This is a genomic window from Nitrospirota bacterium (assembly GCA_026387665.1).
Lineage (GTDB): Bacteria > Nitrospirota > Nitrospiria > Nitrospirales > Nitrospiraceae > Palsa-1315.
The window spans coordinates 23316-35555 of sequence record JAPLLG010000002.1; the positions used below are offsets into that span (position 1 = coordinate 23316).

Here is a 12240-nt window from a genome sequence, read left to right on the forward strand (position 1 = left end):
CTGGTTGATTCTCTAGTGCGCGCGTCGAGCGAAAGCTGGTTCATCTGGTCTATCTCGTCTATCTGGTTTGTCTGGTTGATCGGGCTGGAAATTCATCCTGGGAAACCAGATAGACGAGGTAGACCAGCCAACCAGACAGACAAGCCCCCGCGCGTTGCACGAGCACAGGAGATCATCAGGTCTGGCCTCTCACGGGCTAGCGAAATAGACTTTATAGAGGCGGAAAGGCTCGTCTCGCTACAGTGTCCGAGCGCAGAGCACTTCATCTTCGCGGAGAGCTTCGAGAGCGGAGGCAGGAACGGCAGTCACGGTAATCGTATCGCCGAGAGCGTTGAAGACTTCAATCGAGTATCCTTGCACACCGTCAGGAGCCGTGTGGCGATCCACTAGCTTCACGATGTCGCCACGACGGAGACGATGAGCCGGCAGATCGCACGCTAATGCCACATCAGTGTACAACTCGAACTTCATTCTGCCCTCCGTTTGCCTGGAATCAGTGTAACGAACTTCGTGATTCCCGACAAGTGTTCCGTCATCCAAATCGTACGAACGGCCAGCTTTACGCCATTTGGGCCGATAAGAGTGCTGCAGATCTCGTAATATTGCCCGAACTTATTGGACTCCACTGGCACCGCATCGACGGACACAATCTGTGTCCGCAAATCGTGCAGCAGTTGACCGGCATTTTCCAGGACATAGCCAGCCTGCGCCAGAAAAGCCGACTTATCACCACGTACTTGCGGCAATAGCAGATAGCGCATGAGCTTGTCTTCGGCAATAATTGTGTCGACCGGCAATCTCATATTAAGTCCGTGGCGCTTATTCCCAGATAGCCTTTCCAGACATGCAGGCCGTCCTCAACCTTCTCCCTTGAGCCCAGGCTAGAGGGTCTCCCACTGCGCGTGCCCAACGAGGGTCTTCTACTCCACATCTCCCAAAGGAGTCGCCAGACTGGCCTTCAGTGCGCGCATCGGACGAGCACAGTTTCATCTTGCGCGTTCTGCGAGCAAGAAGGACGGTCTGGCGGCTCCTTTCCCATCCCTCCAAGCTCGCTCGTTACTCCCCTCTCAATGGGGAAGGGTGGTCTGATGGTCTCCCATTGCGCGCGTCCAACGAGGGCCTTCTGAGGCCGCGCGTTGCGCGAGCACAGCACTACTGCGATTGCTTAGATGCGCCCAGCCTGCCTTCCCAGTAACCGGGACGGCGACGGAGATGCATAACGGAGACGACAACAATTTCATCGACGGTGGCAACATAGAGAATGCCGAAAGGGAACCGCTTCAAAAGGCGACGGCGGATGTTCCGTTTTACTTTCGGGGCGGCTTTTGGATGCAGGGCAATTGCAGCAATCGTCTGTTCTACTTCAGCGAGAAATTCTGCGCCCAACCCTAGTGATTGGGTTTGGTAGTAACCTGCTGCTGCAGTCATCTCCTCCTGGGCAGGAGAAAGGAAAACGATTGCGGTCATTTGAGTTGGGATTTTGCTTCGCGAAAGACTTGCTCGGCTGGCTTAGCAGTCAGTGTTCCCTGGCGATACGCTTGGTAGCGTCTTTCTGCTTCCTCCAGCCAGACTGCTTCCGCATCGACATCTTCGCCGGGATCGATGCTCGCGATGAGATGATGCGCCAACAACGCACGGTCTTGCGTCGGCAAGTGCCGCGCCTCCTGCTCAAGCTGTGCAACGGACTTTGGCATAAGCATCACTCCATTCTAGGGGTGACATAACTTTACGGCGATTTCATGCTCTTTGCAACGGGTTCATCTGATCGGTGCAATCAGGAAACATCGTTATCAATGCTCCCTCCAGGCTCGCTCGCTTCCACGCAAAGGTAGTGCGGCCTGGTTGATCCTCTAGTGCGCGCGTCGAACGAGCACATTCTGATCGTGCGCGTTCCGCGAGCACAGAGACCATACCAGTTGCCTCGCTATCCCCTATCTCCACCCGTCGCTTCCCGTCCCCCCTCCGAATCCCCCGAAATTCCCCCCGAATCCCCCCTGCCCCGTTCCCCAATACTCGCCTTTTTGGATTCGCTTGTAGGGATGCCGGAGGTCCGGTCGGCTGATCCACCAGAAGAAGGAGATGGCCCCGATGCTGGTAAAGAGGGTGATCCAGAAGCCGACGCCTTTGAAATGCGTCTTCGAGAGGGTCCCGACCCGGATGTTTTGCGCGGGCGCGGCTAACGAGACGACCGTGCGATACAAGGCTTCGCCGAAATGGCCCCTATCGATCAACGGCTGCAGATGCTCGTGCCCGACTTGATTCATCACCGTGGGGGTAATCACCGGCAGCATCTGCCGGCCCAGCGTAATGGCCGCCTGCCGTTCCTCCACTGCTACCAGCACCAACACGCCATGCTCCTGTTGCGTGGACCCGATGCCCCACTTGGCATAGAGCGCCGTCGCGTATTCGTTGACCGTCCCGAAGGGTTTGATGTTCGGAACCGTCACCACCACCATCTCCACGCCGGTCTTCCGTTCCAAATCCTGACAGACGGATCGGATCCGTTCCTTCCACTCTCCATCGACCACCTGTCCATGGTCGCTCACATAGCCTCGCGGCTCCGGCAACTGGATCTTGGGCCGATCGTAGGGCACAGCCTGGGCGATCCCCGCAACGAGGACGAGACAGAGGGCCGTTGCTATGACAACGATCTTCGTCATCACTGCCCCGCCTGAGGCAATCGTTCGACTGTTCGAGTGAGCAACGTCATGGTCTGCAGATACCGGTCGAAGAGACGAGGCACTTCCTGCGGTCCGGGAGAAATCTGGCCCCGCTTGAGCAATAACCCGTCAAGCAGCCCCTGCAGATCCAGCTTCAACTGCTCGGCCACATCCTTGATCACGGCGTCGGACTGAGAGAGAACCGGACGACCGAGGAGCCGCTGCACCCCTCGCAAAAGCGGAATCGTCGAAGTGATCGAAAGCGGCAGCAAAATCGTCGTGGCATCGTCGCTTCCGCCCCCTTCCACATAGCGTTGACGCAGCCGTAACAGATTGCTTGTGAGGCCCTGGACCACGGCCTCTCGCAGCCGGTCGCTCTTCACGTGAAAGCCGATAAAGGGATCGCGCCCTCCCAGGACTCGATGTTGTTCCTGAATTTCCAGAAACTCCAAGGGGAAGACCCCTGCCGAAGCGCGCAACTCCTCTTCCGTCAGGAAAAGCGGCACCAGGATCTGTTCCTTGCTCCATTTACGGTGCAACGAACTGTACTGTTTCAGGACGGCGCTGTCATAGGACGACACCAGGAGAAGAATATTCAGGTTGGACCGCCCAGGAAGAAACTCCCCTCGGACAGCGCTCCCATAGAGCAGCATCCCTTCCAACTGGTCCCCGAAGACGCCTTTGACGTCTTTCGTATAGGCCTGCAACAGATTCTGGGTTTCGCCAGGCAGTCCCTCGATCACACGTTCAGTCATAAACTATTCCTCACGAAGACTTCGGATGTGGAGTTTTTTCGTTTATGCGGAAATCCGGCAGGAACCCTGCGGCGATGACGCGATCGATCAAATCGAACGGGGCCGTTGTCCGCAACCCTGCCGTGGTGGAGAGGACCTGATAACGCAGCCGCTCATTCCGGTCCAAGGTCTGAAACACGCGGTCGCGCAGGAAGGCCACCGCTGGATTACCCGTATTCCAATAGAACACTTGCTGGTCGGCCAATCGCTGCAGCATGGTGACATGAGGCCGCCTGATTCGCTCGAACTCTTTCAGCCTGGCGGCTGAATAGTCCCGATCGACCAGACAGCCAGGCAAGAGATCGGAGAGGGCCATGGCATCGACCATCGCCTGCATGCGCCCCTGCGAGGCATGGGGATTCATCGCATGGGCTGCGTCGCCGATCAGGACTGCTCCGTCCGCCACCCAGGTCGGAGTCCGTACCCGCCCGGTCGGCATGTAGGCCGTCTGGCTCCAGTCGCTGAGACGCCGGAACAAGCCGGCAAATTGCGGCGCGATCTTCGTCCACACTTGTTGTAGCGCGGAAATGCCGCGCTGCTTCACGGCCTCCATCGAGCCGCTGGGGATCATGTAGAAGAGATAGACCTTGTTCCCCGTCGCGGGAAAGAGACCCAAAATCGTTTTGTGCCCAACATAGTAAAAGGATTCCGAGACCGGCTCATCCGATTCGAGAATCGCGATGAGATAGCCGTCCGGATAGAGATGCAGATCGGCGGGGATCTTCAGCGCCTCTCGCACTTTCGAAAAGGCCCCATCTGCGCCGACGACGATCTTGGCGCGGATCTGCTTCGTCCCTTCCGGCCCTGTCGTGGACAGCCCTACCACCTGATTGCCCTCGCGCAACAAACCCGTGAAAGACGTGCCGTAACGGAGCGTCACGCTCTTCTGTTGCTGCACCGCCGCGACGATGGCCTGGTGGGCCACGTTCGGCAGGGTCACGATGGCGCGATTGTAGGGAGCAGGCAGGTCGCCATAGTCGATGCTGCAGAGGCGCGTCCCTCCAGCCCGGCAAAAGTGAAAGTGCCGCACGGATCTCGTGGCCTCAGCCGGCAAGGATTGCAAGATGCCCAGACGATCCAGGACTTGCTGCCCGTTCGGCTGGAGGATTTCTCCCCGCAAGCCCTGAGGCGGGCCGGCGGCTTGATCCAAGACGATCGTGCTGATGCCTTGCTTGGCCAGGGCCAGGGCCAGGACGGCTCCACCGCCCCCCGCCCCCACCACTGCGACGTCTGTCTGTTCAATCATATCTGCCATGCTATTCAATGCGCGTCCCAGGCCCGATACCGGCTGTGATCGTTCCACATCGCCAGGAATTTCTCACGCGCTTTGACGCTGATCGCGTGATCGGTCATGACGTCCAGCCGCTCATCGTTATAGTGGTTGCCGCTCGTCGTATGGTTCATCGAGCCGGAGGTGTTCACCTCATCGTCGATCACGACCTGCTTCAGATGCATGAGCCCGTCGTGCTCGTTGATCAAAATGGGAATGCCGGCCAGGTGCAACGTATGGAGCGCCGCCCGCTGCTTCACGTCCTCGGTGCGTTGCCGGTCGGTAATCAGACGCACATCGACGCCCCGCTTCTTCGCCGCGACCATCGCCTCCACGGCGCGGGGCGAGGTCAGCCCATAGACCGAAACATAGAGATAGCGTTTCGCATGGCCGTAGAGCGTTGCCAATCGATCGAGCGGCGCATCCTCCGGCGCATAATAGACCTCCACCGTCGCGCTCCAGCCTGCCCCGACCGGAACCGTGAGCAGCGCCAAGACGAGAGAAAAGGATCGCAGGATGGAGTGGGAGCGGAGGGCTCTCATAGAATGTTAGTCGAGCTCGAACAACATCTTGAAATGCTCGTCCGTGGCCTCCCAGGCCTGGGGCGCTGCGGTGGTAAGCCAGTGCTGGAGAAATTGCTTTTGGCCCGGCGTGAGCAACTGTTTGATCTGATGTGTGCGGCCTTGAAGGGGCTGGAGAAAACCCACCCGCTTGGCAAAATCCAACGTCGCCGTGCGGACATACATATTGGTGAAGGCCGTCGGTTTTTCGTCCTCCCCGTCGCCTTGAATCCATACCGATAAAAACTTCTCTAATTGGAGTCCGGCGCTGTCCATGGCGGGATCGGTATCGTGAAACAGCTCGTTTTCTGATTCTTTGAGCGGAGTGGCCTCAGCGGACCGGAACATGAAATTGCGTTTCCACATGCAATCGCTCCTCCAAAAGACGGCATAGTGGCGGCCTATGGCGGACAAAGTCAAGCCGCGAGGCGGCTGGTTTCGTTGCCTTGACAATGGCAAAGTCGCTTTGATAACGTGTTGAAATTGTTTAATCTCTGGGCCATCTTAGGAGTCTTCATGCAGGTCAAAATCAATGGCAAAGCAGAAGAGATTTCTGGGGGAACCGTCCTCGACCTCCTCCAGGCCAAAAAGATCGAACCACAAATGGTTGCGGTCGAAGTCAACGACACCATGTTGGACCGGAATCACCTCGCCACCACCAGCCTGAATGACGGCGACCGGGTCGAGTTCTTGTTTTATATGGGAGGTGGCCGGTGACGATGCAACTGCACAAAGACATTACGGAACTGATTGGACGGACTCCCCTGGTGCGTCTGAACCGGTTATCTCCAGCAGGCGGAGCCTCGATCTACGGCAAAGTCGAATTCTTTAACCCGGGCGGAAGCATCAAGGACCGGATCTGCCTCAATATGATCAACGAGGCGGAACGACTCGGCACCTTGAAGCCTGGCGGCACCATCGTCGAACCGACCAGCGGAAACACCGGGATCGGACTGGCCTTGGTCGCAGCGGTCCGTGGCTATAAGCTGATCCTCGTGATGCCGGAAAGCATGAGCATGGAGCGGGCGAGTCTCTTATCGTCCTATGGCGCGCAGCTCGTCTTGACGCCGGCCTGGGAAGGGATGAAGGGCTCGATTCGCGAGGCGGAAAGCATCATCGCGCAGAATCCGTCGTACTATATGCCGGATCAGTTTTCGAACCCGGCCAATCCGGCCATGCATAAGAAGACCACGGCGCTCGAGATTCTGGAAGCGCTCGATGGAAAGATCGATGCCTTCGTGGCGGCAGTGGGCACGGGCGGCACCATTACCGGCTGCGGGGAATTGTTCAAGGAGCGGAATCCCGACGTGAAGATCATTGCAGTGGAACCGGCCGGATCGCCGGTCTTATCCGGCGGAGAGCCAGGCCCCCACAAGATTCAGGGCATCGGCGCAGGGTTCATCCCGAAAGTGCTGAACCGGGCCATTCTGGATCGCGTGATCACGGTGACCGACGACGAGGCCTATCAAACGGCCAAGCAGCTCTCGAAGAAGGAAGGCCTCTTGGTGGGCATCTCCGCTGGAGCCAACGTGTTTGCCTCGCAGAAAGTGGCCCAGGAACTCGGGCCAGGCAAAAACGTTGTCACCATCCTCTGCGACACGGGCGAGCGGTATATCAGCATCGAAAAGTATTTTAACATTTAGCGCGTGAAGCGCACCTCGTGAAGCGTATCTCGTTCGAGCATTCGGACGTTTCACGAACGACGAGCGACGAGTATCGAAATGGAATTTACCGAAGATCAAATATCCCGCTACAGTCGGCATATTCTATTGCCTGAAGTCGGTGGCAAGGGACAGAAGAAGATCGCCAAGGCCAAGATCCTCCTGGTCGGCGCTGGCGGCCTCGGTTCGCCTGCCGCCCTCTATTTGGCTGCGGCCGGGATCGGGCACATCGGCCTCATCGATGGCGACGTGGTGGACCTGACCAATCTGCAACGCCAGATCCTGCACCATACGTCGGATGTCGGACGGCCCAAGGTCCTCTCAGGGAAAGAAAAGATCCAGGGCTTGAACCCCGACGTCCAGGTCTCGATGTACGAAGAGCGGCTCACGGCCGCCAATGCGCTGAAGATCATTAGCGATTACGACGTCGTCATCGACGGGGTCGATAACTTCACGGCCAAGTTCTTGATCAACGACGCCTGTTTCTTTGCCGGGAAGCCGCTGGTCCATGGCGGCATCCTGCGCTTCGACGGGCGTGTGACGACCATTGTGCCGAAGCAGTCCGCCTGCTATCGTTGCGTGTTCAAGACGCCGCCGCCTGCCGGGTTGGTCGCGTCCTGCCAAGAAGCTGGCGTGATCGGCGTGTTGGCCGGCATCATCGGCACGATTCAAGCGACAGAAGCCTTGAAGCTGATCCTGGGCATCGGGCAGCCGCTCACGAACCGGCTCCTGGACTTCGATGCGCGCAAGACGCTGTTCCGAGAGATTAAAGTGAAACGCAATCCCGATTGCGCGCTCTGCGGCGCGCACCCGACGATTACCGAGTTGTTCGACGACGGCGATCCGTTTGCTGGCTGTACCGTCCGGCCATAACCCTATGACGTTGTGACGTAAGGTGGAGGCACCATGGCGAAGATGAAAGCGCTGGTTTGTCGCGAGTGCGCAAAAGAATATCCGACGAAGGCGATCCACGTCTGCGAGATGTGCTTTGGCCCCCTCGAAGTGAAGTACAACTACGAGGAAATCAAAAAGAACATTTCCCGCAAGAAGATCCAAGATGGGCCATTGAGCATCTGGCGCTACGCCGATCTCCTGCCGGTTGAGGGACCGAACTTTCTCGGCCCCCATGCCGGCATGACCCCGCTGGTGCGCGCGAAAAATCTTGGCGCCTTTCTGGGGCTGGATGAGCTCTACATCAAGAACGACACGGTGAACCATCCCACCCTCTCGTTCAAAGATCGGGTAGTCGCCGTCGCCATCACCAGGGCGCGCGAACTGGGATTTGAAACCATCGCCTGCGCCTCGACCGGCAATCTGGCCAATTCCGTCGCAGCCCATGCGGCTGCCGCCGGCATGCGCGCCTACGTGTTCATTCCCGGCGATCTGGAAGCGGCCAAGGTCCTCGGCAACTTGATCTACAAGCCGAACGTGGTCGAAGTCGAAGGCAACTACGACGACGTCAACCGCCTCTGCAGCGAAATTGCCGGCGAATATCCCTGGGCCTTCGTGAATATCAACGTGCGCCCCTACTATGCGGAAGGCTCGAAGACGCTCGCCTACGAAACCGTGGAGCAACTCGGCTGGCGCACGCCGGATCAAGTGGTCATCCCGATGGCCTCCGGCTCGCTCCTGACCAAGATCTGGAAGGGTCTCCATGAAATGAAAACCCTGGGGCTGGTCGACGAGGTGCGCACCAGGATCAACGGCGCGCAAGCCGAAGGCTGCTCCCCCATTTCGACGGCCTTCAAGGCGGGACGGGATTTCTTCAAGCCGGTAAAACCGAAGACCATCGCCAAGTCGCTGGCCATCGGCAACCCGGCCGACGGCTACTACGCGCTCAAAGCCACGGCCGAGAGCAAGGGCTCCATGGACATGGTGACGGACGAGGAAGTAGTCGAAGGGATCAAGCTGCTGGCGCAAACGGAAGGGATCTTCGCGGAAACGGCCGGCGGGGTCACGATCGGCGTGCTGCAGAAGCTGGTCAAGCAGGGCACGATCAAGAAAGGCGACGTCACGGTCGCCTATATCACCGGCAACGGATTGAAGACGCAGGAAGCGGTGATCGATGCGGTCGGCAGGCCTCACCGCATTCAGCCGAGCCTCGCGAGTTTCGAGAAAACCTTTAAGATGGGGAAAAATGGTGGTGGTGACGCATGATTAAAGTTCGCATTCCAACCCCGCTCCGTCCCCTCACGAAGGGACTGGGAGAGGTCGAGACAGAAGCCACGAGCATCACGGCAATGATCGATACCTTGAACAGCGCCCATCCCGGGATCAAGGATCGCCTCTGTGACGAAACCGGTGAGCTTCGCCGTTTCGTGAATATTTACGTCAACGAGGAAGACATTCGATTCCTCAAGGGCAAAGAGACCTCGCTGAAAAGCGGCGACGAAGTCTCGATTGTGCCAGCCATTGCAGGAGGCTAGTCATGGCAAGCATGAAAGTGCATATCCGGTTTCCGGAAGACAAGATCAAAGAGCCGGTCATCTATCAGATCGGGCACGAGTTCAAGGTGGTCACAAATGTCCGGCGGGCGGACGTGCGGGAAACCACCGGCTGGATGGATGTCGAGCTGACCGGAGAGAGCGCGGAAGTCGAACGGGCGGTCGCAGGCCTTCGCAAGAAAGGCGTCATCGTCGACCCGATCGAATTGGATGTGGTCGAATAACGCGGCGTGAAACGTGAGACGCAAAACGTGAAAGGCACAGGAAGCATAGAGGCCTCATCCTTCACGTTTCACCTTTCACGTTTTACGTGTAACAGGGCATCATGGAACTGACCGAACAACAGATTCAACGATACAGCCGCCAGATTATTCTCAATGAGATGGGCGGCAAGGGCCAAATGAAGCTGCTCAAGGCGAAAGTCTTGTTGATCGGCGCAGGTGGGCTCGGCTCCCCTGCCGGACTCTATCTTGCGGCAGCCGGCATCGGCACCATCGGCTTGGTCGATGGCGACGTCGTCGATCTCTCGAATTTGCAGCGGCAGGTCATGCACTCGACCGCCACGGTGGGCATGCCAAAGGTGGAGTCTGGCCGCAAAACCCTCTCGGCCATCAATCCTGAAATCACGATTAAGACCTACCACCAGAACGTGGATAGCGATAATATTCTTGCGCTGGTGTCCGAATATGACATCGTGCTGGACGGGTCCGACAACTTTGCCACGCGCTTCCTCGTCAACGATGCCTGCTTCTTCGCCAAGAAGACGCTCATCTCCGCCAGCATGTTCCGCTTCGAGGGGCAGCTCACCACGATCAAGCCCCATGCAGGCTATCCCTGCTACCGTTGCCTCTACCCAGAGCCGCCGCCTGCTGGCTTGGTTCCGAATTGCCAAGAAGCTGGTGTCCTGGGAGTCCTCGCCGGGACCATGGGCATCCTGCAAGCGTCGGAAGCAATCAAGGAAATCCTCGGCATCGGCGAAACCATGGCTGATCGCCTGATGATCTACGATGCCCTGGAGATGAAATTCAGGAAGGTTCGCCGTCCCAAAGACCCGGCCTGCCCGCTCTGCGGCGAGAATCCGAAGATCAAAGATCTCAGCATGGACTATGTCGTCAGCTGCACCATTTAACTATCGTGGCTGATCTCGTCATTCCTCAAGCAATCCTCGACGACATGGTAGCCCACGCGAGGGAACTCGATCCCTACGAATGCTGCGGGCTCCTGGCCGGAAGCCACGGCACTGTCACCCAGATCTATCGGATCAAGAACATCGTCGCGCTTGAGGGAGCAGAGAAACTGTCGTCCTTCGACCCGGCAAAGGCTGCGCATCTGGAGCGGCTCTCACCGGCCGAACGGGCCGAGATTGCCTTTGTGATGGACATGGCTGACTTTTCCGCGGCCAAGAAGGACATTCGAAACAAGGGCCTGGATCTGCAAGTGGTCTACCATTCCCATCCACATGACCCGGCTCGCCCCTCCGTCACCGACATCAAGATTGCCACGGACTACGAAGAGATCTGGCCGAAAATCAACCTGCCGATCCCGGCCTATCTGCTCGTGTCGCTCATGGATAAGTCGAAACCGGACATTCGCTGTTACTGGATCAAGGGCGGGACGGTCATGCCGACGCAAATCACCACAACCGCCTAGTGGCAGGCTGAAAACTTAGGCGAATTTCCAATTTGTTTCCTCAATACATGAATGCGATAATGCCCACCTGATCGATTTCACAGAAGGAGCGCTCGTCATGCCACATTTGCGTACGACTCTTCTCACCGCCGCCTTCAGCTTCTTCCTCATCACCCTGACCGCTTCGCCAAGCTTCGCCGAAGACAAAAGCTTCTACAGCCCCATCATTTATGTCGATGCCGAAAACCACCGCATTCTGATTTCCACGCTCGGATCGGTCTTTTACATCGATGTGCCGGAAGCCGCGCGGCCCCACATGGAAAAGCTGCAGGTCTCAAGCCTGGTAGACTTCGTCGTGGAAATGCGTGGCGAAGGACAGATGCCGGTGATCAAAACCTGGAAGGTCAAATCCGGGGAATCGGCCTGCATGTACTTCAATGGGAAAGAGTGCAAGTAGGACTAGAAGAATCCACCGCTAGGAAGTCTGCTCAAAAAGTCCGGCTGGCGAGGCTGCAGCCGATGGAAGCACCCGAGGCGTACCCTTCAGGCTACGTTGAGGATGCTTTCGAGGCGAGAACGACGCTTGGTGAAAGGCGCGTCTCGGCGCGCCAGGGGTGGGCGGGTGAGAAGAGAGGCTTTTTCAGCAGCCTCACTCGGAACTGCCGAGCATGTCGTCGATGAGCGGCCTGTTAATATCGGTACAGCCCATACAGATTGTATCGAACAGCGCTTCATGGTCAGCCACGAAATTCCTGGCGTCAGTTAACTTCTCTTCCATAACCTCTCCATAGCAGGTCTCGCAGAGCATCATCAGCCCGCGAGAGACGGATACGGTTTTCCTGCCTGCACTTCCAGCCATTGTGAGCTACACCGACCCTTTCTGCCTCGCCAGCCAAAAATCTTCGGCTTCGAGATCAATCTCACAGACGGGACATTCGTAAACCATTTCACCGGCCGGAAGCTGAATTTCCGTCCGATCGATTCGTCCGCGGCAGACATGATAGAATCGCCCACGCGCGTCTTCATTGTCCAACGGATCGCTTTCGTAAATCAGCACCATCGCTCTATCCCCCTCACGTGAAACTTAGTATACCGACGAGCACGATCCATCCGCAACGGCCTCTCATTCTTCACCCGTCGTTCGTGAAGCGTCGTTCGTCTCTCGTCCAAAAAAATGGCATATCGCGTATAGCTAATAGCGCATGGTCCGGAATGAAGAAGG

The 12240-nt window shown here is 57.7% G+C and carries 20 protein-coding genes; 9 read left to right on the top strand and 11 right to left on the bottom strand.

Annotated elements, in window-relative coordinates:
* Positions 1 to 237: 237 nt before the first annotated feature.
* The 9 genes from NT179_00195 to NT179_00235 form a co-directional block, all read right to left on the bottom strand.
* Positions 238 to 471, bottom strand: coding sequence for a DUF4926 domain-containing protein (locus NT179_00195; protein MCX5720437.1), 234 nt, complete (start codon positions 469 to 471; stop codon positions 238 to 240).
* Positions 468 to 803, bottom strand: a complete 336-nt coding sequence (locus NT179_00200; GenBank protein ID MCX5720438.1) for a hypothetical protein — start codon at positions 801 to 803, stop codon at positions 468 to 470. Before NT179_00200 ends, NT179_00195 begins: the two co-directional genes overlap by 4 nt.
* Positions 804 to 1152: 349 nt before the next feature.
* Complete coding sequence (locus tag NT179_00205; protein ID MCX5720439.1) at positions 1153 to 1467, bottom strand: type II toxin-antitoxin system RelE/ParE family toxin; 315 nt, start codon at positions 1465 to 1467, stop codon at positions 1153 to 1155.
* On the bottom strand, positions 1464 to 1694 hold the full coding sequence (locus tag NT179_00210; GenBank protein MCX5720440.1) for an addiction module protein: 231 nt from the start codon (positions 1692 to 1694) through the stop codon (positions 1464 to 1466). The genes NT179_00205 and NT179_00210 overlap by 4 nt, the downstream gene beginning before the upstream one ends.
* 237 nt (positions 1695 to 1931) lie before the next feature.
* The gene (locus tag NT179_00215) at positions 1932 to 2660 is read right to left on the bottom strand and encodes a TPM domain-containing protein (protein MCX5720441.1); all 729 of its coding nucleotides are present in this window, start codon (positions 2658 to 2660) and stop codon (positions 1932 to 1934) included.
* A complete protein-coding gene (locus NT179_00220) occupies positions 2660 to 3415 on the bottom strand; it encodes a hypothetical protein (GenBank protein ID MCX5720442.1) in 756 nt (251 codons plus the stop codon). Before NT179_00220 ends, NT179_00215 begins: the two co-directional genes overlap by 1 nt.
* Positions 3416 to 3425: 10 nt before the next feature.
* Positions 3426 to 4700, bottom strand: coding sequence for an FAD-dependent monooxygenase (locus NT179_00225; protein MCX5720443.1), 1275 nt, complete (start codon positions 4698 to 4700; stop codon positions 3426 to 3428).
* A 14-nt stretch (positions 4701 to 4714) separates the two neighbouring features.
* Positions 4715 to 5266: a phospholipase D-like domain-containing protein gene (locus NT179_00230; protein ID MCX5720444.1), complete on the bottom strand. Its 552-nt coding sequence runs from the start codon at positions 5264 to 5266 to the stop codon at positions 4715 to 4717.
* A gap of 6 nt (positions 5267 to 5272) precedes the next feature.
* A complete protein-coding gene (locus NT179_00235) occupies positions 5273 to 5650 on the bottom strand; it encodes a hypothetical protein (GenBank protein ID MCX5720445.1) in 378 nt (125 codons plus the stop codon).
* Positions 5651 to 5800: 150 nt separating this feature from the next.
* Here NT179_00235 and thiS point away from each other — a divergent pair, with 150 nt between their 5' ends.
* From thiS to NT179_00280, 9 genes are all read left to right on the top strand, one after another.
* Positions 5801 to 6001: a sulfur carrier protein ThiS gene (gene thiS / locus NT179_00240; protein MCX5720446.1), complete on the top strand. Its 201-nt coding sequence runs from the start codon at positions 5801 to 5803 to the stop codon at positions 5999 to 6001.
* A gap of 2 nt (positions 6002 to 6003) precedes the next feature.
* Positions 6004 to 6927, top strand: a complete 924-nt coding sequence (gene cysK, locus NT179_00245; protein MCX5720447.1) for a cysteine synthase A — start codon at positions 6004 to 6006, stop codon at positions 6925 to 6927.
* A gap of 78 nt (positions 6928 to 7005) precedes the next feature.
* The gene (gene moeB / locus NT179_00250; protein MCX5720448.1) at positions 7006 to 7818 is read left to right on the top strand and encodes a molybdopterin-synthase adenylyltransferase MoeB; all 813 of its coding nucleotides are present in this window, start codon (positions 7006 to 7008) and stop codon (positions 7816 to 7818) included.
* Positions 7819 to 7851: 33 nt separating this feature from the next.
* Positions 7852 to 9102 (top strand): threonine synthase, encoded by a 1251-nt coding sequence (gene thrC, locus NT179_00255; protein MCX5720449.1) that lies wholly within the window; start codon positions 7852 to 7854, stop codon positions 9100 to 9102.
* Positions 9099 to 9371 (top strand): MoaD/ThiS family protein, encoded by a 273-nt coding sequence (locus NT179_00260; protein MCX5720450.1) that lies wholly within the window; start codon positions 9099 to 9101, stop codon positions 9369 to 9371. Before thrC ends, NT179_00260 begins: the two co-directional genes overlap by 4 nt.
* Positions 9372 to 9373: 2 nt before the next feature.
* Positions 9374 to 9613 (top strand): NIL domain-containing protein, encoded by a 240-nt coding sequence (locus NT179_00265; protein MCX5720451.1) that lies wholly within the window; start codon positions 9374 to 9376, stop codon positions 9611 to 9613.
* Positions 9614 to 9714: 101 nt separating this feature from the next.
* Entirely contained in the window at positions 9715 to 10518 is an 804-nt protein-coding gene (moeB, locus tag NT179_00270) for a molybdopterin-synthase adenylyltransferase MoeB (protein MCX5720452.1), read from the top strand.
* 5 nt (positions 10519 to 10523) lie between these two features.
* Positions 10524 to 11039 (top strand): M67 family metallopeptidase, encoded by a 516-nt coding sequence (locus NT179_00275; GenBank protein MCX5720453.1) that lies wholly within the window; start codon positions 10524 to 10526, stop codon positions 11037 to 11039.
* Positions 11040 to 11136: 97 nt separating this feature from the next.
* The gene (locus NT179_00280; protein ID MCX5720454.1) at positions 11137 to 11475 is read left to right on the top strand and encodes a hypothetical protein; all 339 of its coding nucleotides are present in this window, start codon (positions 11137 to 11139) and stop codon (positions 11473 to 11475) included.
* A gap of 192 nt (positions 11476 to 11667) precedes the next feature.
* Here the strand turns inward: NT179_00280 and NT179_00285 are convergent, their stop codons facing one another.
* Complete coding sequence (locus NT179_00285) at positions 11668 to 11796, bottom strand: hypothetical protein (protein ID MCX5720455.1); 129 nt, start codon at positions 11794 to 11796, stop codon at positions 11668 to 11670.
* 87 nt (positions 11797 to 11883) lie between these two features.
* On the bottom strand, positions 11884 to 12078 hold the full coding sequence (locus NT179_00290) for a hypothetical protein (protein ID MCX5720456.1): 195 nt from the start codon (positions 12076 to 12078) through the stop codon (positions 11884 to 11886).
* Positions 12079 to 12240: the final 162 nt, after the last annotated feature.

Bases quoted from the DNA above. Each gene is read 5' to 3' on its own strand.
- thiS (MCX5720446.1), top strand. From the start codon at position 5,801: ATGCAGGTCAAAATCAATGGCAAAGCAGAAGAGATTTCTGGGGGAACC.
- NT179_00285 (MCX5720455.1), bottom strand. From the start codon at position 11,796: ATGGAAGAGAAGTTAACTGACGCCAGGAATTTCGTGGCTGACCATGAA.
- moeB (MCX5720448.1), top strand. From the start codon at position 7,006: ATGGAATTTACCGAAGATCAAATATCCCGCTACAGTCGGCATATTCTA.
- NT179_00225 (MCX5720443.1), bottom strand. From the start codon at position 4,700: ATGATTGAACAGACAGACGTCGCAGTGGTGGGGGCGGGGGGCGGTGGA.
- thrC (MCX5720449.1), top strand. From the start codon at position 7,852: ATGGCGAAGATGAAAGCGCTGGTTTGTCGCGAGTGCGCAAAAGAATAT.
- NT179_00195 (MCX5720437.1), bottom strand. From the start codon at position 471: ATGAAGTTCGAGTTGTACACTGATGTGGCATTAGCGTGCGATCTGCCG.
- NT179_00200 (MCX5720438.1), bottom strand. From the start codon at position 803: ATGAGATTGCCGGTCGACACAATTATTGCCGAAGACAAGCTCATGCGC.
- moeB (MCX5720452.1), top strand. From the start codon at position 9,715: ATGGAACTGACCGAACAACAGATTCAACGATACAGCCGCCAGATTATT.
- NT179_00260 (MCX5720450.1), top strand. From the start codon at position 9,099: ATGATTAAAGTTCGCATTCCAACCCCGCTCCGTCCCCTCACGAAGGGA.
- NT179_00265 (MCX5720451.1), top strand. From the start codon at position 9,374: ATGGCAAGCATGAAAGTGCATATCCGGTTTCCGGAAGACAAGATCAAA.
- NT179_00235 (MCX5720445.1), bottom strand. From the start codon at position 5,650: ATGTGGAAACGCAATTTCATGTTCCGGTCCGCTGAGGCCACTCCGCTC.
- NT179_00230 (MCX5720444.1), bottom strand. From the start codon at position 5,266: ATGAGAGCCCTCCGCTCCCACTCCATCCTGCGATCCTTTTCTCTCGTC.
- NT179_00215 (MCX5720441.1), bottom strand. From the start codon at position 2,660: ATGACGAAGATCGTTGTCATAGCAACGGCCCTCTGTCTCGTCCTCGTT.
- NT179_00290 (MCX5720456.1), bottom strand. From the start codon at position 12,078: ATGGTGCTGATTTACGAAAGCGATCCGTTGGACAATGAAGACGCGCGT.
- NT179_00280 (MCX5720454.1), top strand. From the start codon at position 11,137: ATGCCACATTTGCGTACGACTCTTCTCACCGCCGCCTTCAGCTTCTTC.
- NT179_00205 (MCX5720439.1), bottom strand. From the start codon at position 1,467: ATGACCGCAATCGTTTTCCTTTCTCCTGCCCAGGAGGAGATGACTGCA.
- cysK (MCX5720447.1), top strand. From the start codon at position 6,004: ATGCAACTGCACAAAGACATTACGGAACTGATTGGACGGACTCCCCTG.
- NT179_00220 (MCX5720442.1), bottom strand. From the start codon at position 3,415: ATGACTGAACGTGTGATCGAGGGACTGCCTGGCGAAACCCAGAATCTG.
- NT179_00210 (MCX5720440.1), bottom strand. From the start codon at position 1,694: ATGCCAAAGTCCGTTGCACAGCTTGAGCAGGAGGCGCGGCACTTGCCG.